The 25651-nt window shown below is 61.8% G+C and carries 21 protein-coding genes; 13 read left to right on the top strand and 8 right to left on the bottom strand.

Annotation, left to right across the window (positions count from 1 at the left end):
- Positions 1–192: 192 nt before the first annotated feature.
- The 8 genes from JNB88_RS26430 to JNB88_RS26395 all read left to right on the top strand — a co-directional run bounded on the left by JNB88_RS26430 (position 193) and on the right by JNB88_RS26395 (position 8959).
- Positions 193–1182, top strand: coding sequence for an ABC transporter permease (locus JNB88_RS26430; protein WP_220358042.1), 990 nt, complete (start codon positions 193–195; stop codon positions 1180–1182).
- Positions 1179–2183 (top strand): ABC transporter permease, encoded by a 1005-nt coding sequence (locus tag JNB88_RS26425; RefSeq protein ID WP_220358041.1) that lies wholly within the window; start codon positions 1179–1181, stop codon positions 2181–2183. Before JNB88_RS26430 ends, JNB88_RS26425 begins: the two co-directional genes overlap by 4 nt.
- A complete protein-coding gene (locus JNB88_RS26420) occupies positions 2183–3175 on the top strand; it encodes an ABC transporter ATP-binding protein (protein WP_220358040.1) in 993 nt (330 codons plus the stop codon). The genes JNB88_RS26425 and JNB88_RS26420 overlap by 1 nt, the downstream gene beginning before the upstream one ends.
- Positions 3156–4091, top strand: a complete 936-nt coding sequence (locus JNB88_RS26415) for an ABC transporter ATP-binding protein (RefSeq protein ID WP_220358039.1) — start codon at positions 3156–3158, stop codon at positions 4089–4091. Before JNB88_RS26420 ends, JNB88_RS26415 begins: the two co-directional genes overlap by 20 nt.
- A 13-nt stretch (positions 4092–4104) precedes the next feature.
- The gene (locus tag JNB88_RS26410) at positions 4105–5163 is read left to right on the top strand and encodes an aldo/keto reductase (protein WP_220358038.1); all 1059 of its coding nucleotides are present in this window, start codon (positions 4105–4107) and stop codon (positions 5161–5163) included.
- Between the two features lie 69 nt (positions 5164–5232).
- The gene (locus JNB88_RS26405; RefSeq protein ID WP_220358037.1) at positions 5233–6480 is read left to right on the top strand and encodes an acyl-CoA dehydrogenase family protein; all 1248 of its coding nucleotides are present in this window, start codon (positions 5233–5235) and stop codon (positions 6478–6480) included.
- A 33-nt stretch (positions 6481–6513) separates the two neighbouring features.
- Complete coding sequence (locus JNB88_RS26400) at positions 6514–7476, top strand: amidohydrolase family protein (protein WP_220358036.1); 963 nt, start codon at positions 6514–6516, stop codon at positions 7474–7476.
- 67 nt (positions 7477–7543) lie between these two features.
- Positions 7544–8959 carry an FAD/NAD(P)-binding protein gene (locus JNB88_RS26395; RefSeq protein ID WP_220358035.1) on the top strand — a complete coding sequence of 472 codons (1416 nt, stop codon included), beginning with the start codon at positions 7544–7546 and terminating at the stop codon, positions 8957–8959.
- Positions 8960–9031: 72 nt separating this feature from the next.
- On the opposite strand, the gene JNB88_RS26390 is transcribed toward JNB88_RS26395, so the two are convergent.
- A complete protein-coding gene (locus JNB88_RS26390) occupies positions 9032–10648 on the bottom strand; it encodes an ABC transporter substrate-binding protein (protein WP_220358034.1) in 1617 nt (538 codons plus the stop codon).
- A gap of 297 nt (positions 10649–10945) precedes the next feature.
- Here JNB88_RS26390 and JNB88_RS26385 point away from each other — a divergent pair, with 297 nt between their 5' ends.
- On the top strand, positions 10946–11956 hold the full coding sequence (locus tag JNB88_RS26385; RefSeq protein ID WP_220358033.1) for a LysR substrate-binding domain-containing protein: 1011 nt from the start codon (positions 10946–10948) through the stop codon (positions 11954–11956).
- 25 nt (positions 11957–11981) lie between these two features.
- On the opposite strand, the gene JNB88_RS26380 is transcribed toward JNB88_RS26385, so the two are convergent.
- The 6 genes from JNB88_RS26380 to JNB88_RS26355 are packed head-to-tail and all read right to left on the bottom strand — an operon-like array spanning position 11982 to position 18169.
- A complete protein-coding gene (locus JNB88_RS26380) occupies positions 11982–12830 on the bottom strand; it encodes an NADPH-dependent oxidoreductase (RefSeq protein ID WP_220358032.1) in 849 nt (282 codons plus the stop codon).
- A gap of 22 nt (positions 12831–12852) precedes the next feature.
- Positions 12853–14037: an NtaA/DmoA family FMN-dependent monooxygenase gene (locus JNB88_RS26375; protein ID WP_223217342.1), complete on the bottom strand. Its 1185-nt coding sequence runs from the start codon at positions 14035–14037 to the stop codon at positions 12853–12855.
- Positions 14034–15254, bottom strand: a complete 1221-nt coding sequence (locus tag JNB88_RS26370) for an acyl-CoA dehydrogenase family protein (protein WP_220358031.1) — start codon at positions 15252–15254, stop codon at positions 14034–14036. Before JNB88_RS26370 ends, JNB88_RS26375 begins: the two co-directional genes overlap by 4 nt.
- Positions 15255–15267: 13 nt before the next feature.
- Positions 15268–15609 carry a DUF3088 domain-containing protein gene (locus JNB88_RS26365; RefSeq protein WP_220358030.1) on the bottom strand — a complete coding sequence of 114 codons (342 nt, stop codon included), beginning with the start codon at positions 15607–15609 and terminating at the stop codon, positions 15268–15270.
- Between the two features lie 11 nt (positions 15610–15620).
- Complete coding sequence (locus tag JNB88_RS26360; RefSeq protein ID WP_220358029.1) at positions 15621–16979, bottom strand: LLM class flavin-dependent oxidoreductase; 1359 nt, start codon at positions 16977–16979, stop codon at positions 15621–15623.
- Between the two features lie 11 nt (positions 16980–16990).
- Positions 16991–18169, bottom strand: a complete 1179-nt coding sequence (locus JNB88_RS26355; protein WP_220358028.1) for an acyl-CoA dehydrogenase family protein — start codon at positions 18167–18169, stop codon at positions 16991–16993.
- 352 nt (positions 18170–18521) lie between these two features.
- Here JNB88_RS26355 and JNB88_RS26350 point away from each other — a divergent pair, with 352 nt between their 5' ends.
- Complete coding sequence (locus tag JNB88_RS26350) at positions 18522–20120, top strand: ABC transporter substrate-binding protein (protein WP_220358027.1); 1599 nt, start codon at positions 18522–18524, stop codon at positions 20118–20120.
- A gap of 285 nt (positions 20121–20405) precedes the next feature.
- Here the strand turns inward: JNB88_RS26350 and JNB88_RS26345 are convergent, their stop codons facing one another.
- A complete protein-coding gene (locus tag JNB88_RS26345) occupies positions 20406–21056 on the bottom strand; it encodes a TetR/AcrR family transcriptional regulator (RefSeq protein WP_220358026.1) in 651 nt (216 codons plus the stop codon).
- A 199-nt stretch (positions 21057–21255) separates the two neighbouring features.
- Between JNB88_RS26345 and JNB88_RS26340 the strand changes: the two genes are divergently transcribed.
- The 3 genes from JNB88_RS26340 to JNB88_RS26330 all read left to right on the top strand — a co-directional run bounded on the left by JNB88_RS26340 (position 21256) and on the right by JNB88_RS26330 (position 25610).
- Positions 21256–22446, top strand: a complete 1191-nt coding sequence (locus JNB88_RS26340; RefSeq protein ID WP_220358025.1) for an HlyD family secretion protein — start codon at positions 21256–21258, stop codon at positions 22444–22446.
- A 23-nt stretch (positions 22447–22469) separates the two neighbouring features.
- Positions 22470–24053, top strand: a complete 1584-nt coding sequence (locus JNB88_RS26335) for a DHA2 family efflux MFS transporter permease subunit (RefSeq protein ID WP_220358024.1) — start codon at positions 22470–22472, stop codon at positions 24051–24053.
- A 297-nt stretch (positions 24054–24350) separates the two neighbouring features.
- Entirely contained in the window at positions 24351–25610 is a 1260-nt protein-coding gene (locus JNB88_RS26330) for an ABC transporter substrate-binding protein (RefSeq protein WP_220358023.1), read from the top strand.
- The last annotated feature ends 41 nt before the right edge of the window (positions 25611–25651 follow it).

The raw sequence follows: 25651 nt of genomic DNA, 5'->3' as shown, positions 1-25651 counted from the left end.
GCCCCGTGACTGCTTTGAAGAGGGATAAAAACCTACACTGCGTCGATATGCGGTATTGTGTTTTTAAAAGTACGTTTAATTGCGGTTTCTTTGGAATTATTTACCAATATGGATTTGACAAAACCCACAGAATTAGTCAACTACTAAGCGACGAGACTAGGTGAATTCTTTTCAGATCGCGAGGTGGGGCACATGTCGGCTTACAGGCGGATCGGTCGAACGATCAGCAGGACGATCATTCAGGCCGTGCCCACAATGCTCGGGATTGTCATCCTCAATTTCTTCCTGCTGAAGCTGGCACCCGGCGATGCGGCCGATGTGATGGCTGCGGAATCTGGCTCGGCGACGGTGGAGACGATGGCGGCGCTGCGCGAGCGCTTCGGGCTGGATAACCCGATCCTCGTTCAGCTTGCCAACTATCTGAACAACCTCGCGCATTTCAGCCTCGGCTTCTCACCCCGCTACGGCATGTCGGTCGCCGATCTGATCGGCCAGCGGCTGCCGGGCACACTGGTGCTCATGCTGGCCGCGCTGGCGATCGCAATTGCGGTCGGACTGCTGCTCGGTTCGCTGATGGCCGCCTTTTCCGGGCGCCTTCCTGATCGCATCATCTCCATCGTCTCGTTGCTGTTCTATTCGATCCCCGGCTTCTGGATCGGCCTGATGCTGATCCTGCTCTTCTCGGTCAAGCTTGGATGGCTGCCGAGCGGCGGAGACAGCACGATCGGCTCGCGGCTGACAGGGCTCCCGGCGCTGCTCGACAGGGCGCGCTACATGGTACTGCCGGCGACCTCGCTCGCACTTTTTTACCTGGCGATCTATGCCCGCCTGACGCGCGCCTCGATGCTGGAAGTCAAGTCGCAGGATTTCGTGCGCACCGCGCGCGCCAAGGGTGTCTCGCCGTTCTTGCTGACGACGCGTCACGTGCTTCGCAACGCCCTGATCCCGATCACCACCATGGCCGGCATGCACTTTGGCGGGATGCTGGGCGGCGCGGTCGTGGTCGAGACCGTCTATAGCTGGCCCGGCCTCGGGCGCCTTGCCTTCGAAGCCGTCATGGCGCGCGATTTCAGCGTGCTGCTCGGCATTCTCCTCCTGTCTTCCTTCCTTGTGATCGTCGCCAATGCCGCCGTCGACCTGCTGCAGGCGTGGATCGATCCCCGAATTGGAGCAAGTCGATGAACACTCAAAAACTTGGAACACTGGCCGGCCAGGCGATCGACTTTGCGCCGCAGGCAAAGATCGAGCGCGATCAGCCGGCACCGGAAGCGCCCAAGCAGCCGCGCTGGACGCATATCCACGCCCCCGACGTCCGCGCATCGGTTTCGGGTACGGCCTGGCGCGGCATGCGCCGGGAGTTGAAAGTCTTCCTCGGCAACTACAATGCACTCTTTGGTACCGGCATTCTGCTGCTCGTTGCCCTGTCGGCCTTGCTGGCGCCGCTTCTCTTTCCTGGCGACCCGCTCGAAATGGTCGCGCGGCCATTCCTGTGGCCCGGGCAGAACCCTGCCTATCCGCTCGGTACGGACTCCATGGGCCGCAATGTGCTTGCTGGTATCGTTCACGGCGCCCGGATATCGCTGACTGTCGGCCTTGCGGCCACCGCGCTCGGCTTGACAGTGGGGATCGCCATCGGAGCCGTTGCCGGCTACTTCGGGGGGCTGATCGACGATATCCTCGTCAAGTTCATCGAGATCTTCCAGACCATTCCGAGCTTCGTGCTGCTCGTCGTTCTCGTGGCAATCGCCCAGCCGACGACAGGGACCGTGACCATCGCCATCGCGATCGTCAGTTGGCCGACGGTGGCGCGGCTGACGCGTGCGGAATTCCGGGCCATTCGCGAGAAGGACTATGTGCAGGCTGCCCGCAGCCTCGGCTTTGGTCATGCCCGCATCATCTTCCGCGAGATCCTTCCCAATGCGCTGCCGCCGCTGATCGTCACCTCCTCTGTGATGGTGGCAAGCGCAATCCTGATGGAATCGGCGCTCTCCTTCATGGGCCTCGGTGATCCCAATCGCGTTTCCTGGGGTTCGATGATCGGCGCCGGCCGCGATGTGATCCGCACCGCCTGGTACCTGACGGCACTGCCGGGGCTGGCGATCGTCTTCACGGTGCTCTCGCTGAACCTGATCGGCGATGGCCTGAACGACGCGCTGAACCCGCGTTTTTCGGAGGATCGCTGATGGCCAAACTTCTCGAGGTTTCCAACCTCTCGGTACGCTTCGCGTCCGCCGAACCGGTAAAGGATGTGAGTTTCTCTGCCAATCCCGGCGAGATGCTCGCGATCGTCGGGGAATCCGGCTCCGGCAAGTCGCTGACGGCGCTCGGCCTGATGGGCCTGCTGCCGCGACATGCAAAGGCCGGCGGTCAGATCCGTTTCGACGGGCGCGACCTTGTGGGCCTCCCGGAACGGGACCTGCGCCGAATCCGCGGCCGTGACATCGCCATGATTTTCCAGGAGCCGATGACCTCGCTCAATCCGGTGCTGACGATCGGCGACCAGATCATCGAGGTGCTGCGCATCCATGAGGACCTGAGCCGCCGCCAGGCGCGGGAGCGCGCCATCGAGTTGCTTGATCTCGTCAGCATTCCCGAGGCGCGCCGCCGTATCGACGAATATCCGCACCAGCTCTCCGGCGGCATGCGTCAGCGCGTGATGATCGCGATCGCGGTTGCCTGCAATCCGAAGCTGCTTATCGCCGACGAAGCGACGACGGCGCTCGACGTGACCATCCAGGCGCAGGTGCTGCAATTGCTCGATAATCTTCGGGTGCAGCTGAACATGGCGGTCATCCTGATCACCCACGATCTCGGCATCGTCGCGCAATGGGCGGACCGCGTCGTCGTCATGTATGCCGGGCGCAAGATCGAGGAGGGGCTTCCGGGCGAAGTGTTCGAGAAGCCGTATCACCCCTACACCAACGGCCTCCTGTCGGCATCGCCTCGTCTGAAGGCCGATTATCACTACCGCGACGGGCCGCTTTCGGAAATTCCGGGCTCGATTGTTTCGGCGGCCGGCGAGAAGGGCTGTTCGTTCCGTCCGCGCTGTCCGGTCGCGCGGCCCTCCTGCGCCTCCGTCGTACCGCAACTCATCGCACTGCCGGCCGGCAGGCAGGTGGCGTGCCCCTATGTTCCAGCCATTGCGGAGAACGCCCATGTCGCTTCTGTCGGTTGATCGGCTTTCGACCCATTATCCCGGAGCCGCCGGCACCGTGCGCGCCGTCGATGGCGTGTCACTTGATATCGCCGAAGGCGAGACGGTGGCGCTGGTCGGTGAGTCCGGCTGCGGCAAGTCCACACTCGGCAAGTCACTGGTTCGTCTCGTCGATCCGTCGTCAGGGAGTGTCACCTTCAAGGGCAGGGACGTCACCACCATGGCGGGGCGCGAACTGCAATCGGTCCGGCGCAACATCCAGATGATCTTCCAGGATCCGTTCGCCTCCCTCAACCCGAGACAGACGATCCGCACGATCCTGACCGCACCGCTTGCGGTTCATGGCATCGGCGAGCGCAAGCAGCGCGAGGCGATCGCTGCGCAGATGGTTGCTCATGTCGGCCTGCCGGCGGATTCGCTCGATCGCTATCCGCATGAGTTCTCCGGCGGCCAGCGCCAGCGTATCGGCATCGCCCGTGCGCTCATCCTGCAGCCGGAACTCGTCATCTGCGACGAACCTGTTTCGGCGCTTGACCTCTCGATCCAGGCACAGATCCTCAATCTGCTGGTCGAGATGAAGACGGAGCTCTCGCTTTCCTATCTCTTCATCTCTCACGATCTCTCCGTCGTTCGCTATTTCGCCGATCGCGTGCTCGTCATGTATCTGGGCCGCATCGTCGAGAGCGCTCCGACGAGCGAACTGTGGAGGGGCGCCAAGCATCCCTATACGCAGGCGCTGCTTGCCGCGGTGCCCGATCCGTCGCGGCGCAAGCAGGCCGCGCCGATCACGGGCGATCTGCCGAGCCCGCACAATCCGCCGGCAGGCTGCCGCTTCCATACGCGCTGTCCGCTCGCCACCGATATCTGCCGGTCCGAGGATCCGGCGTTCCGCCAGTTCGGCAGCGGCCATGCCGCCGCCTGCCACCACGCTCAGTAAGAAGGAGAATACAATGGTCGATTATCGCTATCTCGGGCGCAGCGCGCTCAAGGTGTCACCGCTCAGCCTGGGAACCATGATGTTTGGCGGCCCGACGCCCGATGACGTCGCGTTCCGCATCATCGACAAGGCGCGCGAGCAGGGGATCAACTTCATCGACACCGCCGATGTCTATCACGACGGCAAGTCGGAAGAGGTTGTCGGCAAGGGCATCAAGGCGCATCGCGATCACTGGGTTCTGGCGACGAAGTTCGTCAACTCGCACAAGAAGGGCCCGAACCTCGGCGGTCATTCCCGCAAGTGGGTGATCGAGACCGTCGAGAATTCGCTGCGCCGTCTCAACACCGACTATATCGACATCCTCTATTTCCACCGCGCCGTCTTCGACGCGCCGCTGGAGGAGCCGGTGCGTGCGATCGCCGACCTGATCCGCGCCGGCAAGCTCCGTTACTTCGGCGTCTCCAATTTCCGCGGCTGGCGCATCGCCGAAGTCGCGCAGTTGGCCGATGAACTCGGCATCGATCGTCCGGTGGCGAGCCAGCCGCTCTATAACATTGTCAACCGCACCGCCGAAGCGGAGCAGTTGCCGGCTGCCCACCACTATGGTCTCGGCGTCGTTTCCTATTCGCCGCTCGCTCGTGGTGTCCTGACGGGCAAGTACGAGCCGGGCAAGGAGCCGGCCGCCGATACCCGTGCGGGTCGCGGCGACAAGCGCATCCTCGAGACCGAGTGGCGTCCCGAATCGATCGCGATTGCCAGCGAGATCGCTGCCCACGCGACCCGCAAGGGTGTCTCTCCGACCGAGTTCGCGCTTGCCTGGGTGCTGAACAACAAGCTGATCTCGGCGGCGATCACCGGTCCGCGCACAGAAGAGCATTGGGACAACTATATCCGCGCGCTCGACGTCAAGCTCGACGCCGAGGACGAGGCGCTGGTCGACCGGCTGGTCACGACGGGTCATCCCTCGACGCCAGGTTTCAACGATCCGAGCCATCCGGTCGAAGGCCGCGTGCCGCGTAGCGCTGCAGGCGGTGCCGACAATGTCGTGCCGCTGACACGCGCCGTCGCCTGATCATGGCTTCAGGGATCCGCCGATATGGCGGGTCCCTTCTCTTCTTTTTCCGGCCGAGAAGGTTCCCGCATGCCGAATACCGCTCCTTCAGCACTGTCCGCCACTCCGACACCTCAGGAGGCGGTGAACGATCTCTCGACGCTATTGGCAAAAATTCCTGAGCTGACGGTCGAAATCGGGAAAGAGGCGGCAAGACGCGATCTGGAAAGGGAGCTTCCTTTCGAAGCCTTCCGACTGTTCAAGGAGGCCGGGCTGGGGACGCTGCGCATTCCCGTGGCGCTCGGCGGTCCGGGGGGATCCGTGGCCGATTACATCGAAACGATCATGGCGATCGGAGCGGCAGATTCGAATGTTGCTCACGCGTTGCGCAGCCATTTCAATTTTACCGAAAGCCTGATCCTCAGCCCCAACACGGCCATCGACCGCACGCAGCTCAGCCGCGTTCTCTCGGGCAAGCTTTTCGGCGGGGCGCATACGGAACAGGGAACCAAGCGGCCGGGCGAGGTGACGACACGTTTGACGAGATCGGGGGATAGCTATCGCCTCAACGGCCGCAAATGGTATGCGACCGGCACGGCATTTGCGGACTTCGCATCCTTCAGTGCGAAGAACGATGACGGTGAGTTCGTGAGCGTTTTGCTTCCGGTCGACCGTCCGGGCATCTCCATTCTCGACGACTGGGATGGCATGGGCCAGCGGCTGACCGCGAGCGGCGGCGTTCTGCTCGAAGATGTCGAGGTGTTGCCGCACGAAATCTCCACGCGCGGCCTGAACACGCTGGTAGGCCGCCACACCTCGACCTTGCGGCAGCTTCACCTTGCGGCGTCAATGGCGGGTGCGGTGCGCGGCGCGCTCGCGGAAGGGACAGAATATGTGCGCCGACAGGCACGGTCGGCAGCCCATAGCGCGGCCGAGACGGCCAGCGCGGATCCCTTCGTGCAGAAGATTCTTGGCGAGGTCGCTGCCGGCTCCTTTGCCGTCGACACGCTGATACGCGAAAGCGCGCGTGCGCTCGACAAGACCGCCGCGGCATTCGGCGTGGGCGATCCGCAAGCGCTGGAGACCGCGCTGATCGATAGCGCACTGACGACTACGCGTACACAGATCGTCGCCTCGCAGATCGCGCTCACGGCTGCCACCAACGTCTTCGAACTCGGCGGCGGCTCCGCGACGTCGCGCCATCTCAATCTCGATCGGCACTGGCGCAACATCCGCACCGTGCTCAATCACAATCCGCTGCTGCACAAGGCGAGGGTGGTCGTTGATTTCTACATCAACGGCACCACGACGCATCTGGAAGAAGGCAAGGTCTTCTAGTCCCTGCCGCGCAGTGATCGCCACGGAGCCACCATGAGCAAGCTCGATATCGTCGATTTCCATACGCATTTCCTGCCCGAAGGCTGGGAGGTCTACCGCGCGCCCGGCCGCCCGCTCGATCCGCTGTGGGCGCGGATCGGCACGAAGATCTCCGATATCGATGCGCTGATCGCTGACAGTGATGCGGCCGGTATCTCGCGCCGCGTGATCGGGGTCGCGCCGTCGATGGTCGCCGCGCCCGACGCCGATCTCGGCGCCGTCAGCCGCAAGCTGAACGATGACCTCGCAGCGACGGTTGCGCGCCATCCTGATCGCCTTTTCGCGCTGGCAACAGTGGACGCCTTCGGTGGAGAAGCGGCTGCGGTCGAGGCACGGCGCGCCATCGTCGAACTCAATCTGTCCGGTCTGTTTCTCGACAGCGCGAGAGGTGACAGGTTGATCGATGCGCCAGAAGCCCGGCCCATCCTGAGTGTTGCTGCGGAGTTCGGCGTTCCCGTCTTCCTGCATCCCATCAACCCCGAGCCGCTTTCGACGCAGCTATCAGGCCTCGGCAGGCTCGGGACGCGCTTGAGCCGCGGCACGATCAACGCCGCCGCTGCGATCTCGCTGGTGACATCGGGTGTCTTTGAAGAATTGCCGGAACTTCGGGTCGTCATTACCGCGCTCGGCGTTTCGGCACTTGCTCTGACCGGTCCCTTCGGCGAACTACCGTCCATTTTTACAGATGCGCCAGCCGGGAAGCGGCGCCACCTCTATATCGACATCATGCCGTCGGAAGCGCGCTTCATCCGCTTCGTGACCAGTCTCGTCGGTGCCGACCATGTTCTGACCGGCAGCGACTGGCCGATCCTCGAACATGGTCCGACGCAGGATGGGCTGGCCGCGGCCTTTGCGGCGGCAGGGCTGAGCGCGCATGAAGCCGAGCTGATTGCCAGCCGAAACGCCCTTGAACTGCTGAATGGGCGCCATCGCGAGCGCGAAAAGCTGATCGCATAAAGGCGTCCGCCCGTTCTCATATCCCGACATATCACGCCCCGCCGACGCCGGTGGGAGAGGAGGTCTATTGCGCATCGATCGTATTCCGCATCACTCCGTTGCCATTGTCGGCGGGGGCTTCGCCGGGGCGCTGACGGCGCTCAAGTTGCTCGACCAGACGGAAGTTCCGCTGGCGATCACCGTCATCGAGCGACGCGAGGAGCTTGGTCGGGGTGTTGCCTACAGCACATCCGATCCGGCCCATCTGGTGAACGGTCCGGCTGAAATCTTCTCCCTTTATCCCGAGGATCCCGGCCATCTCGCGCGCTGGCTCATCGAGAATGGTCCGACCTACGGCTGGACGCCTCCCGCCGAGGTGGGCACAAGCAGCCCGCCGCGTTACCTCTATGGAACCTATCTCCGTGACGAGCTCGCGCGTGCGGTGGCGAACGCGCGGCTCGGTTCGACGTTGCGGCATATCCGGTCGTCGGCATCCGCGCTGGTGGCTACTCCGAGCCGGATCCGCATTACGACGGCCGATGGCACCGCTGTGGAGGCGGATGAGGCCGTGCTGGCCCTTGGCGTCTTCCAACCGCGCCTGTCGGCCGCCGAGGTTCAAGTCGCCGGTCACCCGCGTTTTGCCGCCAATCCATGGGACACACTGGCGCTGGACCGTCTGACAGGCTGCGAGGAGATTCTCCTGATTGGTTCCAGCCTGTCGATGGTCGATGCCGTTGTCAGCATGGAGGCACGGGGCTATCGCGGCCGCTACCGCGTGATATCGCGCCGTGGCCAGTTCGTGGAGGGTCGCAGGACGGTCGACGCGGCGCGCGACTTTCTGGCCGATGGCCCGTTGCCCGCGACAGCGCGCGAACTGCTGTCACGCGTCAAGGCGGAACGACGGTCGATTTCGGCTGAGGGGGCAGACTGGCAAGGGCTGCCCTTGGCGATCCGCCCCCATATTCTCTCGCTGTGGCAAGGGGCCAGCGATCGCGAGCGGCTGCGGTTCACCCGACATCTCAGGGCCTTTTGGGATGTTACCGCGCATCGCTCGGCGCCGGAAAGCCACGCGACTATCGAGCGGGTGATTTCGGAAGGCCGGTTGGAGCATGGCCGCGCCCGTATCCTCGGATTTGCCGTCGAGGGTAGCGAGATCATCGCCAGCCTGAAGACAGCAACCGCCATCGAAACACGGCCGTTCGACGGCGTGATCGATTGTCGTGGCCATCAGTTGCATGATTGGCGCCGAGTGTCCGACCCGTTCGTGAAGAGTCTGCTGGCGACCGGCGAGGTTCGCCCTCACAGCACCGGCTACGGCATCGATGCGACGCCGGCCGGCGATCTCATCAACGAGGAGGGGCTCGTTCACCGTAATCTCAGCGCCATCGGGCATCCGCTGCGGGGCGTTGCATGGGAGTCGAGCTCCATCACCGAGCAGCGAGCCCAGGCGATTGCGCTTGCCGATCGTATCCTCGCGAAATTCACGCCCGTCCGCGTCGCCTGATCTCATCCTCGAAAGCAGAAAGGGGCGCATCGTTGATGCGCCCCTTTCTCGTGCTAGTCCTGCCGCCGCACCTTAGCCTTCGCCGTCCTTGATGTAGACATCAGCGAAGTTGGACTGCACGCCCTCGGCGCCGATCGTGTGGTTTTTGACCCGCTTGTTGAATACGGTGACGTTCTCCAGTGAAATCAAGTTCACCACTGGCACTTCGTCGGCAACGATCTTCTGGAAGGCGAAGAATTGATCCTTGCGTTTCGCATCGTCGATCTCGACGGATGCGGCTTCGAGCAGCTTGTCCACCTCCGGGTTGTTGTAGTGGCTGGCATTCGAGAAGGGCAGGCCGAGCTTGAAGTTCTTCGACCAGTAGATGCGCTGCACGCCAAGCGTCGGATCGAACTGGTTGCCGAGATATTCGGCCGTCACGTCGAAGGCGCGGTCGGTGTAGACCTTCTTGATGTAGGTGGAGAAGTCGTAGGAATCGATCGTGGCGTTGATGCCGATACGCGTCAGGTTTTGCTTCAGATATTCGGCGACCCGCTTGAAACCTTCATTGTAGGAATTGTGGGTCAGGCTCAGATTGAAGCGGACGCCGTCCGCGCCGCGCTTGTAGCCGGCCTCGTCGAGCAGCTGTTCAGCGGCTTTCAGATCGAAGGCGTAGGGCTTGATCGAGGTGTCGAGATAGCGCGGCAGGAAGGTGCTGATCGGGGTCGGCGAAACATGGCCGTAGCCGTACCACACCGTGTTCAGGATGACGTCGAGGTCGATCGCATGGGCAATTGCGCGGCGAACGCTGACATTCTTCAGATACTCGTTGTCGAGATTGAAGATCAGCTGGGTCTGGTCGCCCTTGGTCTCGTAGCCGCGTGAATCGACCGCAATGTTCGGCAATGCTTTGACGCGTTCAAGATCGCTCAGAGGGATGGGGTTGTCGCCGCCAATATCGAATTCACCGGTTTCGAAACCGGCTGCGCGGGCCGCGCCATCGGGTACGAAGCGCACGATGACCTGGTCGAGATAGGGTTTGCCGGCGTCCCAGTAATCAGGATTGCGCTCGAGGATGATATGCGACCCTCTTACCCACTCCTTGAAGACGAATGGCCCCGTGCCGATCGGGGCGCTGCCATTCGGATTGGTGGGGACGTCGGCGATCTTGACGCCGTCATAGACGTGCTTCGGCACGATCGGGGACTCTGCCCCGTAGAGAGCACTGAGCAGGTAGGGGGCGGGTTTGGAAAGCCGGATCACGGCGGTCAGCGGATCGGGCGTTTCGACCTTCGTGACATTGGCGAAGGTGCCGCGGCCGCGCGGGTGGACCTGCTTCAGAAGCTCGATGGAATAGGCAACATCATCCGATGTAAAAGGCTTGCCGTCATGCCACTTCACGTTCGGGCGGAGCTTGAAGGTGTAGTTCAGTCCATCGTCGCTGATCGACCATTCCGTGGCGAGCTGCGGCTTCGGCGTCAGATCGAAATCGTAGGTAAGAAGTCCTTCGGTGATCTTCGGACTGACTTTCTGTGTACCGCCTGCCGTATGGGCGAGCGTGAGGATTGTCGGCGGCTCCGGCTCGACGATGAAGTTCAGGGTGCCGCCTTTCGTCGGTGCCGTGGTCTCGGCGAATGCATTGAGTGGTAGGAATGCGGTCAGGCCTGTCGCGGCGAGAAGTTTGTTGAGCTGGCGTCTGCTGATGTCCATGAATACCCCCGGAATTGCGATTGAAATGCCTCTGTCGAAGCACTGTCGCAGCAATCATCGGGCAGCGTGACGCAAAACCGGAAGAATGTTTTTCTCCGTGTCCGCGAAAGGAAAACTTCGTGCCAGTGCGCCGGTAGGCAGTCGCTCCCTTTAATCTACTAAAAATATAGACAATTTCCGAAAATGAGTTTTTGCATCTCTGATCGAGGTCTGCAGCGCAAGAAAATGTTCCGCTGGCCGGGCTGGAAGGAAAGCCGGTTCTCGTCTTCATGGGCCGGTTTGTGGTGCAATCACTCTATGAGCACCTTTGCCGACTCCCGCAGAAAAGCAATCCAGCCTACGCTTGCGCGGCTGCCGCCGCTGACGTCGCTGCGGGCCTTCGTCGCGACGGCGCGACATCTGAATTTCGTTCGTGCCGCCGAAGAGTTGCATGTGACGTCGGCAGCGGTCGGTCAACAGATCCGCCTGCTGGAGGACTACCTCGGTCAGCCGCTTTTCAACCGTGTGCGTGGCCAGTTGCATCTGACACCGGCCGGGCTGGCATTGGTGCCTGGACTGACCGGGGCCTTCGATGCTGTTCTGGCCGCCATGGCTCAGTTCGTACAGAGCGATCATGAGCAGCCGATCCGCATCTCCGTCGCCCCGTCCTTTGCCAGCAAGTGGCTCATCCCGCGCCTCGATGCGCTGCGGCGGGCCGCTCCCGGGCTGCAGGTTCTGGTCGATGCATCGACCCAGTTGACGAACCTCGATGCCGGCGACGCCGATTGCGTGATCCGCTACGGCAGCGGCCCATATCCGGGGCTCATTGTCGATCATCTCTTTTCCGAAGCCGTGCTGCCGGTCTGCAGCCCGGAGTTTGCCGATATTCATGGGTTGTGGGGCAAGCCGGAGGCGATAGCAGATGTGCCGCTTCTGCATGAGGACGGCGCAGAGCATGATCAGTCGTGCCCGGATTGGAGTGGCTGGTTGCGTGCCGCCGGGCTCTCCTATCGGCTGTCGCAGGGTGGGTTCCGCCTCAACCAGTCCTCCCTTGTCCTTGATGCAGCGCTGGCGGGGCAGGGGCTGGGGCTCGGCAAGATCAGGCTGGCGGAGGCCGAAATCCGCTCCGGGCGGCTGGTCAGCCCCTTCGGGGTGCCGCAGCCGGTCAGCTCCTCCTACTTCTTCGCTACCACGGCGCACACGGCGCGGCTCATGCGCGTCGATCTGTTTCGTGATTGGTTGCTTGCCGAAGCGCGGGCCCTGCAGACAATGGACGAGATCATCGCGCGCCGTATCCGACCGGCCGCCGACATGATGGCGGCGGAATAGGCTATTCTTTCGCGACCCTGCCGATCTATTTGAGCTGGAAGCCAAGCCTGCGGGCCGCTGCCGCGAGCAGGTGCCGCCCCTTCAATGCCTCGACTGTGCCGATACGATTGCGGACCTGATCCGTCCATTCGATCGCCGGCATCGCCTGCTCCGTTTGGAAGCTTCTCAATGCCTTGTTGTAGCCGGCAAGATCCCGCGCCCGGGCGCCATCGGCATATTGCTCACGATGCAGGACCGTCGACTGCGGCAGGCGTGGCTTTACGCCGGCGGGTTGCGCCGGATCGGGAAACCCCACAGTAAGGCCGAAGACCGGGAAGACACCGTCCGGCAGGGAGAGTTCCCGGGCCACCGCTTCCGGATCGTTGCGGATCGCGCCGATGTAGCAGGTCCCGAGCCCCAGCGACTCAAAGGCAACGACCGCGTTCTGTGCCGCAAGTGCGGCGTCGATCACGCCAAGCAGAAAGCTTTCGGTATAGTCGAGACCTGCTCCCGCCGAGCCGCCATCCGCAGCGATCGCACGGGGTCGGGCAAGGTCCGCGAGCCAGACGAGCAGAAGGGGTGCTTGGGCGATCTGGCGCTGGTTGCCTGCAACGGTGTTCAGGCGGCTACGGCGCTCGGGGTCCTCGACGGCGACGACGCTCCATGCCTGCAGGTTGGAGGAACTGGCAGCCGACTGCGCGGCGGCAACGGCAAGTTCGACCGCGGTGTGTGGAACCGGATCCAGCAGATAGCTGCGCACGCTGCGGTGGGAGAGCAGCGTATCGATCGTTTCGTTCCATTCGCTGCCGAGATGCTGCACCTGGCGATAGCGTTCAGCGGCGAGCGTCGCCAGCCGGTCGGTGCCGGTTGTTTTTGCCGCAAGGGATGGTGTCATGGGAGTGTCCTTTTCCGGGTCGCTATTCGGCTGCGGCGGCATAGGGGTTGAAACCATCGGCCGCACCAGCGGTGAACCATGTCTCGATGTCGTCCGCGATCGCGGCAGGCGTGCCGACAATCGTGCGATGCCCGGTGCCGCCATTGAGCGCGCGGATCAGGCCCCGAACGGTCAATCCCTGCCGGCGCGCCAGCGCCAGCGTGGCTTGGAAGAACGTGTGCCCGCCGTCAGCCGGCAGCGGGATGTCCTCGGGCAATGGCTTGTCGAGTTCGAGCCTCTTCTGATCGACCTGCAAGACACCCGCAAGTCGGGCAAGGCTGTATTCAAGCGGAATGAGGTCGCGTAGCTCTTCCTGTCTGCGCCTTGCTTCCGCTTCGGTGCTGCCGATGATGGTGGCGAGCCCCGCGAGCACGAGGATGCTGTTTTCCGGGCGGCCGTAACGAGCGGCGCGACGGCGCAAATCCCTAGCGTAATCCAGCGACTCCTCGAAGGATTGCGAGGCGGAGAACACGGCTTCGGCATGTTCGGCGGCGAGCTCACGCCCGTCGTCCGAGCCGCCCGCTTGAACGAGAACCGGGTGCCCCTGTGGCGGGCGCGGAATATTGTGCGGCCCATGCACGGCGAAATGCTTGCCGCTGTGAGCGATCGGGTGGACGCGGCCGGGATCGACGAAACGTCCGGTCGCGACGTCGCCGACGAAGGCCTCTTCCTCCCAGCTATCCCATAGCGCCTTGACCACTGCGGCAAATTCGCCGGCCCGCTCATAGCGGCTGGCGTGGGCCACCGGCTTTTCAAGGCCGAAATTTCTGCTTTGCGCCAGATCCGCGCTGGTGACGATGTTCCAGCCCGCGCGTCCGCCGCTCGCATGATCGAGCGTCGCGAAGCGCCGGGCGATGTTGTAGGGCTCGTTGTAGGTGGTGGAGGCGGTGCCGATCAGCCCGATCCGTTCCGTGCTGGCCGCGACAATTGCAAGCACGATCGTCGGCTCCAGCGAGGTGAGCGGGCGAAAGTCGATGCGATCCGATATCGCAGCCTGATCGGCAAGGAAGACGGCATCGAAGGTACCGCGCTCGGCGATCTTGGCGACCTTGATGTAGTGGTTGATGTCGAAGGAGGCGCGCGGGTCGCTGCCTTCCATGCGCCATGCTGCCGGCGAGAACCCCGAGTGCAGGATATTGATGTTGAGATGAAGCTGCCGTCGGCTCATTGGAATATCCCCGGCTCGGGATAGTCGCCGGTCAGGAACCAGGAGCCGACATTGCGGGTCTTGTATTCGGCCGGATTGTGGAGCGTATGGATGCGGACATTGCGCCAGAAACGATCGAAGCCATAGGGACGCACCGCGGAGCGGGCTCCCATGACCTCGAATATTTCGCTGGTGACCTCGAGCGCGACCTTGCCCGCCAGGACATTGGCGGAAGCCACGGCGATTGCGGTCGCTCCGCGCTCTTCTGCCGTGAGTGCCGGGCCTTTGGCATAGGCTGCATCGATGGCGACTGCGGCCCTGTCGGCCAGCGCGGTAGCGGCCTGCACCTTGGCCCAGAGTTCACCATACTGTCGCTTGATCCATGGATCGTCCGAGTGGCGTTCGACACCGGAGTAGATCCACGGCCGAGATTTCGTGATCGTATAATCCCGTGCTGCGATCAGGGCCCCTTGCGCGCTGCCGATGAAGACGTTGAGGAGCACGCTTTGCTGTTGCTGCGGAATGAGAAGGGCAGCCGGATCCCTGGGGCGTTCCGACAGGACCTCTTCGTCCTTCACCGTCACATCCTTGTAGATGACACGGCCGCTGCCGGTCTGCCGTTGGCCGATGCCATCCCAGTCGTCGGCAATGGTGATGCCGTCGCGATTGGCGGGAATATAGGCGAAGCTACGGGCGTTTGTTTCCTCGTCTTCCCATGCGACCATCAGATAGTCGGCGACATGCGAGCCGGAGGCGAATGGCCGGTAGCCGTTCAACAGGACGCCGCCTTCGACCTTCTTGCCGAAGAGGCTCTTGGAGAAGCTGTTCGTGGTGTTGCCCCAGAACCACCGACCCTCGGCCGATTGCCGCAGGATTGCGGCAGATCGTCCGTCGCTGCCGCTGGTCAGAGCATTCTGGATCGGGCTGAAGTGATAGCCGAACAAGTGGCCAAGCGAGCCGTCGACCTTGGCGAACTCGCGCACGATGCGCAGGGCCGTCGAATAGGGCTGTCCCTCGCCGCCGAATTCCTTGGGAATGAGCAGATTGACGAGACCGCTTTCCTTGAGAAGCCGGACCTGTTCCGTCGGCCGCCCGCCGCGTTGATCCCGCTCGACGGCATCGACAGCGAAGATGTTCCTGAGTTTGACCGCCTTGGCGAGATAGGGATTGGTCTGGTCCGGCTCGAAAAGGCCGGGAGGCAGCAGGGCTGGTTCGAAGCCTGAGGGCTTTACGGTCATCGTCTTATCTCCGTCAGTCGTGAAGTCGCGGAAAGCCATGCCGCTCTGAAAGCAGTTCGAGAATGCGGCTGGTCTTCGACACGAAGCGCTTGCCTTTCCAGTCCGCAGCATCGGGCGGCGGGTTGGATGCGAGGACCAGCACCGGCAAGGACTGGTTTTCCTCGCCAACCGCCTCGATCACCTGTGTGCGCGGGCGAGGGAAGGGAACTCTCCGCACCTCGATGCGGGCAGCAAGTTCGGGGAAGCTCGAAAGTAGCCCCTCGATCGCATTGCAATGGGGGCAGACGAAGGTCTGGCCGGGGTGCTTCGGGTCCGAAAATCCCGGGGCGATGAGAAAAAGCGTATCGCGGCTCATGTATGTTCCCCTTACTCGGCCGCGACTGCGCCGCGATTGACGGCATGGCTGTTTTCGGGGCGCTTGAGGCCCAGGTTTTCGCGCAGCGTCGTGCCTTCATATTCATGGCGGAAGAGACCGCGCCGGCGCAGTTCCGGCACTACGAGCTCGATGAAATCAGAGAGCCCGCCCGGCATGATCGGCGCCATGATGTTGAAGCCGTCGGCACCATAGTTCTCGAAGCGCTCTTCCAGCGTATCGGCAATTTCCGTTGGTGTGCCCACGACCTGCCAATGACCGCGCGCGCCGGCGATGCGAAGGTAGAGCTGGCGGATCGTCAGGTTCTCGCGGCGGGCGAGATCCAGGACCAGCGCCTGCCGGCTCTTGCCGGCATTTGTCGCAGGCGGATTTTCGGGCACCGGTCCATCGAGCGGATAATCCCTGAGGTCGACGCCGGATAGCTGGGAGATCAGGTTCAAGCCGACCTCCGGCTGAATGAGTTTCTGAAGGGATTCGAACTTCTCCTGCGCCTCCGATTGCGTGCGACCGACGACCGGGAAAACGCCGGGCAGGATCTTCAGGTCGTCGTGCGAGCGGCCGTATTTGGCAAGCCGTCCCTTGACGTCCGCGTAGAATCTCGTTGCTTCCTCGAGCGTTATCTGCGCGGCAAAGATGGCCTCCGCCGTGCGAGCTGCGAGCTCCTTGCCGGGCTCGGAGGCGCCGGCCTGGACGACAACCGGTCGCCCTTGTGGCGAGCGCGGAATGTTGAGCGGGCCGCGGACCTTGAAATGCTTTCCGCTGTGATCGAGGCGATGCAGCTTGGCCGGGTCGAAATAGCGACCACTTTCGCGATCCCGCAGAAAGGCATCGTCCTCCCAGCTGTCCCATAGGCCGAGCACGACGTCAGCGAATTCCTCCGCCCGTTCATAGCGGTCGGAATGCAGGATCTGAGCCTCGTGGCCGAAGTTGAAGGCGGCGTCGGGATCGGCGGAGGTCACGAGGTTCCAGCCCGCCCGGCCGCCGCTCAGCCGGTCGAGCGAGGCGAATTGCCGGGCGAGATTGTAGGGATCGGAGTAGCTGGTGGAAGCGGTGGCGATCAGGCCGATATTGCGGGTGACGGACGACAGCGCCGAGAGCAGGGTGATCGGTTCGAAGGGATAGATGCCGCTGTGGGCCTTGCGGCTGGCCGCCTCGACATCCTTGATGCGGGCGGCAACGCCATCCGCGAAGAAGATGGTGTCGAACTTCGCCGCCTCGGCGAGCTTGGCCAGTTCCAGATAGTTCTCGAATTCGGTGCCGACAGAGGCTTTCGGATGACGCCATGCGGCAACGTGATGCCCGGTGAAGAGCAGAAATGCGCCGAGCTTGATCTTGTCCTTGCGTCTCGCCATTGCGGTTCCTTTCAGCGATAGATGGCCGGCACGGGAAATTCGCCGGTCAGCAGCCATGTGCCGATGGTGCGCTTCTTGTACTCGGCGGGATTGTGGAGCGTGTGGGTCCTGACATTGCGCCAGAAGCGGTCGAAACCGTTGGCCGTGGTCGCCGAGCGGGCGCCCATGACCTCGAAGACCTCGCTGGAGACGGCAAGTCCGACCTCGCCGGCATAGATGTTGGCCGTCGCGACATCGATCGCGGCTGCGCCACGGCCGGCGGCGGTCAGCGAAGACCCTTCCGCGTAGGCAGCATCGAGGCTGCGCGCCGCCTTGTCGGCCAATTCAGTTGCCGCCAGCGTTCGGATATAGAGGTCACCGTAGTGGCGCTTGATCCAGGGGTCGTCGGTGTGCCGCTCGACGCCAGAATAGACCCATGGCCGCGAACTCGTCGTCGTATAGCCGCGGCCTTCCTCCAATACGCCTTGCGCGCTGCCGACGAAGACGTTGAGGAGCACACTCTGCTGAAAGAGCGATGTGAGCGAGGAATAGGGCGTCAGCGGCACGTCGGGCGAACTGATCAGTTCATCGTCCCGGACTTCAAGGTTGACGAAGCGCACCGTGCCGCTGCCGGTCTGCCTCTGGCCGATGCCGTCCCAGTCGTTCACAATGACGATGCCGTCCCGGTCGGCGGGAACGGCGGCGGTCAGTCGGGCGCCATCGCCATTCTCCCAGGAGATCTGGATGTAGTCGGCGACATGCGTGCCCGAGGAGAATGGGCGGCTGCCATTGATGATCCAGCCCGTCGCCGTCTTTTCACCACTCGATGTTTTCGACAGGGCATTTCCGGAGTTGCTCCAGATCCAGTTGCCCGCTGCCGAGCCGGTCAGCCATTTTTCCTTCTGCGCGGCCGAGCCGCGAAACAGAATAAGGTTGAGCGGCAGGTGATGGTAGCCGAACAAATGAGCGAGTGAACCATCGGTCTTGGCAAATTCGCGGACAATACGCAGGATCGTCAGCCATGAGGCACCCTGGCCACCATATTCCCTGGCGATCTGTGCGGAGGGTAAGCCGCTGGCCTTCAGAAGCCTGATCTGCTCGATGGGGCTGCCGCCCTGCTTGTCTCTGTCGACGGCATCGAGATGGAACGCCCGGCGCAGCTCGGCCGCCTTTGCGAGCAGCGTGTCGTCAGCATCTGTTTCGAACGGCATTTTTGCCTCCCGGGAATGACGGTAAAAGGGGCGTTCACCCCGGTAATTCCCGTCAACGGTTGGCTGGCCGGCCGTTCAAGTCCAGAAATATCTGTTTGATTTCACGGAAAGAAATTCTTTCGGCGGAGCGCTCGATTCCTGCGTTTCGTCGGGGCGCTGATCGACGAAAACATCATCCTGTCAAAGCGCGGAAATTGAGCAGTCGTTCCTCTGTGCCGCGCCGACTTCGAAAAGTCGTCCAGACGCAATTATTCTTTGCCAGACGAGAAGAAACTTTCACTTCGGCTTTCGAGACACAACACTGAAGCTTCCCCTCAGCGGACCACAATCCAACCCGAGAGGAGCTCTTCGCGTGTCCATCAACCGTCGCAGTTTCAACCAGCTGATTTTGCTTGTAAGCGCCAGCACGCTGCTCCCATCGATCTCCTTTGGACAAGGTGCGGCGCCCGCCACAGGCGGCACCTTGAACTGGCTTTACCGGGTGGATCCGGGCAATGCTCTTTTTGCTATCAACACGTCGTCGGGGACCGGCCAGGCGATCGGCCCGAAGATCGTCGAGGGGTTGCTGACCTTCGACCTCGATGTGAGGCCGCAGCCGTTGCTGGCAACGGAATGGTCGGTCTCCGACGACAATCTTCGTTACACGTTCAAGCTTCGCAAGGGCGTGAAGTGGCACGACGGCAAGGACTTCACCTCTGACGACGTCGCCTTCTCGATCTTCAGGCTGAAGGAAGCGCATCCGCGCGGCCGCATCACCTATCAGAACGTGGTGGCGGTCGAGACGCCGGATCCGCTCACGGCGGTCATTGTGTTGTCGAAGCCGGCTCCCTTCCTGCTTGCGGCGCAGTCGAGTTCGGAATCGCCGATCGTGCCGAAGCACATTTTCGAGAAACTGGCGCCGGGCGACGGGCAGACGCTGCAGACCGCAATCGGGACAGGTCCTTTCAAACTGACGGAATGGGTTGCCGGCAGCCATCTGATCTTTGAGCGCAATCCGGACTATTGGGACGCGGGCAAGCCCTATCTCGACCGCATCATCCTGCGCGTCGTCACCGACCCGGCCGCCCGGTCCGCGGCCCTGGAGACAGGGGAGGCCGACATCGGCGACAATCCGGTGCCGCTTGCCGATCTCGACCGGCTGAAGCAGGTGCCCAATCTCATCGTCGACACGACCACCTACGCCTATTCTGGCCCGCAGCAGCAGCTGTTCTTCAACTACGACAATCCGCTGTTTGCCAAGCGCGAGGTCAGGCTCGCCATCGCCCAGGCGATCAACCTACAGGAAATTGTCGATGTCGCGCTCTATGGTTATGCGCAGGTGTCTCCCAGCCCTGTGAGCACGGCCCTGCCGCAGTGGTACGATAAGAGCGTCGTGGCCCATCCCTATGATACGGCCGCAGCCGAAAAGCTGCTTGATGAGGCGGGCTATCCGCGCAAGGCGGATGGCAAGCGCTTCGATCTCCGGCTGACCTACAACTCGTATCTGCCGCAAGGCTATGCCGATGTGCTGAAAAGCCAGCTGGAAAAGATCGGCGTCGGCATTGAGATCAAGAAATACGACCTCCCGACCTTCCTGAAGACCGTCTACACCGACCGCGCCTTCGATCTCGTCGTGGAGTCGCTCTCCAACACCTTCGATCCGTCGCTCGGCATCCAGCGCGCCTATTGGAGCAAGAACTTCAAGATCGGGCTGCCGTTCTCGAATGCCAGCCATTATTCAAACGCCCAGGCGGACGCGCTGCTGGAGGCAGCCGCGACCGAGCCTGACGAAAAGAAGCGCTGGGAGGTCTGGAGCAAGTTCCAGCATCTCATCCACGACGAGGTCGCCTCCGTCGACCTCGTCGCCGCCGGCGCCCAGATCGTCACCAACAGGCGGGTCAAGAACTACGTCACGGGATCGCAGGGACTCAACTGGAGCTTTGGCGATCTGTGGCTCGATCCGAACGCTTGAAAGCAGGGAGCAGGAAGCATGACCGTGTCTTCGATAGAAAAGGCTGCATTGTTCGACTGCGCAGCCGAGAAGAGAGCCGCTGCATAAGCGCGCCTTTCTCCGGCTTGCAAATGAGATCCGAAGTCCCGAGCGCCGCCGATATCGTTCGGCGGCCTTGTCGCTCAAACAGGAGGGCCTCGCACCCATTTTCTTCAGGTCGTGCTGCCTTGCATTAGTCAGCGGCAGGGATGTTGTCTCGTTACTTTGTATTGACGTACGTAACAGGCGTAGGGACTTCTCCGGCTGTCAGTGTTTCTGTGAGCCTTGCAAGAAAAGCCGCGTACAGACCCGCGCGCGTGCAACGATGTCTTCGTCCGACATGCATTCCGATAGACCGAGCATGACGGCTCGTTGCGGTTCCATCGCCATCATTCCTCGAAGCATCCCGACGGCGACTGAGGGATCGTCGAGCTCGATCTCGTCGAGGGCAATCCGCTTCCGGAGCCAGTTTTCAATCGCCTTGCCGGTGGTCTTGATGGCTCTCTCATAGAAGACGGCGGCAATTTCAGGAAACCGGTCCGACTCGCTGAGGACCAGCCGGGTCATGGCAATGGTTTCTGCGGAAAGCGTGAGCCTGCCGTAGGAAATCAGAAGCTTTTCGAGGCTCTCGCGCAATGGCGTAGTTGCCAATCCCTCGGTATCCAACGCAAGGATGTAGCCACTGATCTTCTTCGAGATGACATCCGAGAAAAGGTCGGCCTTCGCCGGAAACAAGCGATACAGCGTCTTTGTAGAAACGCCAGCCATCTGAGCGATCGTGCTGATGCTTGCCGACGCATAACCCGCTTTTACGAATTGATCGTTTGCGGCTTCGAGGATCATGTCCCTGGTTTCTTCGTCCGACCTGATCTGGGGCCTGCCGCGGCACCGCTTCTCGCGTTGAGCTTTCTTTTCCATCACCGCTTCTCCCGCATTTCGAGCCGAGAATTCAAGCGAGCCTTTCGAAGGTGCCCGCCGAACTCACGCCGAAGTGAATTTAGGAAAGTATGTATTTTCCAAATTCTGTTGACAAGGTCCCAAATCGGCGTAGTTTTTGGAAAACAGATCGTTTCCTAATTGTTCGGCCGCAGCCGCGAGCCTGACCGGAGTAACCGAGATGGACGAGAACATAGTCGATATCAACCGCAAGATTGATCGCGCGTCGGCCGCTCCCGACAAACTGATTGAGGTCATGGAAGCCAAGCAACAGCCCACTGGAGATCCGGCCGTTTCGGATCCTTCGGTACGACCTCACGGCAGACGCTCTGGAATGAAGCGAACTCTTCTAGCTGCAGCCGCTCTCGGTGTCATCGCTGGAGCTGCCTACTATGGCCATGGCTACTGGACGGTCGGCCGCTTTCAGGTCTCCACCGACGACGCCTACGTAAAGGCAGACAGCACCACGGTTGCGCCGAAGATATCGGGTTATCTTGCCGACGTACTCGTCAGTGACAACGAGACGGTGAAGGCCGGCCAGCCGCTTGCCCGCATCGATGACCGCGATTTCAAGACCGCGCTTGATCAGGCAAAAGCCGACGTTGCCGCCGCTGAGGCGACCGTTAATGCCAAGCAGGCGTCACTCGATATCCAGCAGTCGACTATCGCGGCCGCCCGCGCAACACTTGACGTCGACAAAGCCAACGAAACGTTCGCTGAACAGAACAGCAAGCGCTACGCCAACCTCGCCAGCAACGGATACGCGCCGGTACAGACGGCTCAGCAAGCCGCTTCAGCCATCGCCGCCGCGCAGGCAACGATCGTGCGCGACACGGCCACGCTGGAGGCTGCAACCAAGCAGGTTGATCTCTTGACGGCCGAACTGGCCCAGGCCAAGGCGTCGCTTACCCGCGATCAGGCTATCCAGCGTCAGGCCGAACTCAATCTGTCCTATACAACGATCTCCGCGCCCGTAAGCGGCACGATCGGCAATCGGACGCTGCGCGTGGGCCAGTACGTCCAGGCCGGAACTCAATTGATGGCAGTGGTACCAACAACAGACGCCTACATCGTCGCGAACTACAAGGAAACGCAACTGACCGACGTCCACGCCGGGCAGCCGGTCGACATCGAGGTCGACATGTTCCCGGGTCGCACCTATCACGGTCACGTCGACAGCCTGTCTCCGGCAAGCGGCCAGGAATTCGCCTTGTTGCCGCCCGATAACGCCACCGGCAATTTCACCAAGGTCGTCCAGCGCATTCCGGTCAAGATCATCCTCGATGGCGACGCTGCCGAAAAGGGTGACCTGCGTCCCGGCATGTCTGTCACGCCAAGCATCGACACCAAGGCCGATGCAGGCAGCCATTGAGCGAAGGGGCAGGAGATCGTGCCATGACCACTATCGCAGCATCACCTATCGCCCTCCCGCAGCCGCGTGCGAGCACCAAGGAATGGATCGCCGTTCTCGCCGGCATGATCGGCGCCTTCATGGCGATCCTCAATATCCAGATCACCAATGCCTCCCTTCTCGACATCGAGGGTGGTATCGGTACAGGTATCGACAACGGCGCCTGGATCTCCACGTCCTATCTCATCGGTGAGATCGTCGTCATTCCGCTGACCGCCTATTTCAGCAACGTCTTTTCATTCCGGCGCTACATCCTTGTCAATTCCATCCTGTTCCCCGCCTTTTCGATGGCTTGTGCCTTTGCGCATGATCTAGGCACGATGATCTTGTTGCGTGGCCTTCAGGGCTTTGCCGGCGGCGTGCTAATCCCCATGGCGTTTACCATGGTGTTGACCAAGCTGCCGAAGAACCAGCAGCCGCTCGGCCTGGCAATCTTCGCGCTTTCCGTTACCTTCGCCCCCGCGATCGGCCCGACGATCGGCGGTTATCTGACCGAGAACTACGGCTGGCAGACGATATTCTTCATCAATACCCTGCCGAGTGCCGCGATGGCGGTTGCGCTGGCGCTGACCCTCGAGAAGCAGCCGATGCAGCTTCACCTTTTGAGGGAAGGTGACTGGGCGGGCATCGCCACCATGGCAATCGGTCTTTCGGCGCTGCAGACGGTTTTGGAGGAAGGCAACAAGGAGGACTGGTTCTCCTCACCCTTCATAATAAAACTCAGCATCGTCGCCTTTGTCTTCCTTGCAGCCTTCATCTGGATCGAACTGACAGTCAAGAAGCCGCTGGTAAAGCTCAGCTTGCTGACGGAGCGAAACTTTGGCATCGGGGTGTTGGTCAATGTTCTGGTCGGCGTGGCTCTCTTCGGCACCGTATACATCCTGCCGCAGTACCTCGGCCAGGTGCAACGCTACAATGCCGAGCAGATTGGTAATGTGCTTGCCTGGACCGGCCTGCCCCAACTCCTGCTCATCCCGTTGGTGCCCGTACTGATGAAGCGCTTCGATGCCCGCTATATCGGCTTCCTTGGTATCTCGATTTTCGCGATCAGCTGTTTCATGAACATCATGCTGTCTGCCGACAATGCCGGTGACCAGTTCTGGATTCCGAATATCGTTCGCGCCATTGGTCAGGCACTGGTGCTGACGCCCATCACCGCGATAACCACCGCCGGCATCGCGCCCGCTGACGCCGCCGCCGCTTCAGGTCTGACCAACATGCTGCGTAACCTTGGTGGCGCTGTCGGAACAGCCTCTCTGGGCACCATCCTGACCAAGCGGGAACAGTTCCATTCGAACATCATCGGCCAGTCTGTAACCCTGACCCGCGACGAGGTTCGCGATCGATTGACACAGCTGTCCGGCTATTTCATGCAGCACGGCGTCACCGACCCCGCCGTCGCCTACCACAAGGCTGTCGTCGCGATTGGCCAGGTGGTTAAGCGGCAAGCGCTGATCCTGGGGTTCAGCGATACCTTCGCGGTGATCGGCATCGTCCTCTCCTTGGCCGCAATAGCGCTCCTCTTTACCCGCGCCCCGAAGGCCGGCGGCGGAGCCGGCGCCCATTGATTGCCCCGAAGGCCGGAGTGGCGGTGCCAAGCGACGCTTGAGGCCCGAGGCGGGTAGTCAGGTCATTGCCGCGTCCAAAGCTTTTCGAGATGTGAACGGCATTTTCGCGTGGCCGGTTTGCGACCGACCCACCGACGGCGTGGGTTAAGGGCTCATGCCGCTTGTGGGCAACGTTGACCATTGCCTGAGTGCCTCGTCTCCATTTCCGTCATCAAACATTCACACAGGCTTCAAGAAACTGTCGCTTGCGATTGCTAATTCGCGCTCATTGCAATTTCGTTTGCACAGGAGATGCAGATGTCGCGGAAATTTCAGATCACCATCGCAGCAAGCCTTCTTACCCTCCTCGCCGGCGTCGGGTCGGCGAATGCGGCGACGACGGTGAAGTTTTGGCACAGCTTCAACAGGACCAACGGCCAGGCGCTGGACAAGGTCATCCAGAATTTCGAAGCCGCCAACCCTGATATCGATGTCGAAGCCGAATTCGTCGGCAGCTACAACGACATCATCGCCAAGCTGCAGGCCGCGATCCCGGCGCGGCGCGCGCCGGATGCGGTGATCTTGGAGGTCACGCGCTATGGCCTCTTTGCCAACAACGACATCCTGACGGATCTGACGCCCTACTTGGATGCGGATCCCCTGAAGGCCGACCTCTACGACTATGCGCGGGAAGTCGGTGTCATCGGCGGCAAGAACTATATCGTGCCGTTCAATTCTTCCACGCCTGTCCTCTACTTCAACAAGGATATATTCGCGCGCGCCGGTCTTTCGGCCGATACGCCACTCAAGACGTTCGACGAGATCCTGGCTGCGGCGAAGACGATCAGCGAAAAGCTCGGCTCGGAAGGGATTTCCGGTATTGCAGCACCCGGCCAGTTTGCCCGCTGGGGTCTGGTAATGGCGAATGACAGCGAACTTGTCGATCCGAAGAGCGGCGAGATCCTGCTCGACAAGCCGAACACCATCGAAGCCTATCAGTGGATGGCGTCGCTCGTGCACGAAAACAAGGTCGCCTCGCCTGATGGTGTGACCGAGGAAGACAACGGCCGCGACGCGTTCCTCGCCAAGAAGGTCGGCATCATGTTCAACTCGACCGGCAACTACGGCGAGTCCCGGAAGGCGCTCGGCGACAATCTCGCCGTGCGTCCTATGCCCTGCAACAAGGCGTGCTCCGTTCCGATCGGCGGCGCCGGCATCGGCATCATGGCGACCTCGCCGAAGGAAGTTCAGGACGCTGCCTACAGGTTCGTCAGCTATGCCGCTTCGCCCGAGGCCAACGCTATCTGGTTCGCTGCTACGGGCTACCTGCCGATCAACAAGAAGAGCGCCGCTCTTCCCGTTGCCCAGGAGGCTCTGGCGACGCAGCCCGGCATCGATGTCGCGATCGACTCCCTGCCGAACGCGCATGGACGTGCCCGCACCACCGTCGTCACATGGATGCGTACCACCGAATACAAGATGTGGCAGGCCATGGCGCTTGGCCAGCGAAGCGTCGACGAGACGATGAAGGACTTCGCCGAGCAGACGCGCGCCGAAGAAAAGCGCGTCGGCAACTGATCATCATGCAAGGGCATCGGCGGACGGGACAGTCTCCCGCT

The sequence above is a fragment of the Rhizobium cauense genome, assembly GCF_019511525.1.
GTDB lineage: Bacteria > Pseudomonadota > Alphaproteobacteria > Rhizobiales > Rhizobiaceae > Rhizobium > Rhizobium cauense.
The sequence above is the reverse complement of the archived record's forward strand: the minus strand, read 5'-3'. Positions and strand labels throughout refer to the sequence as shown.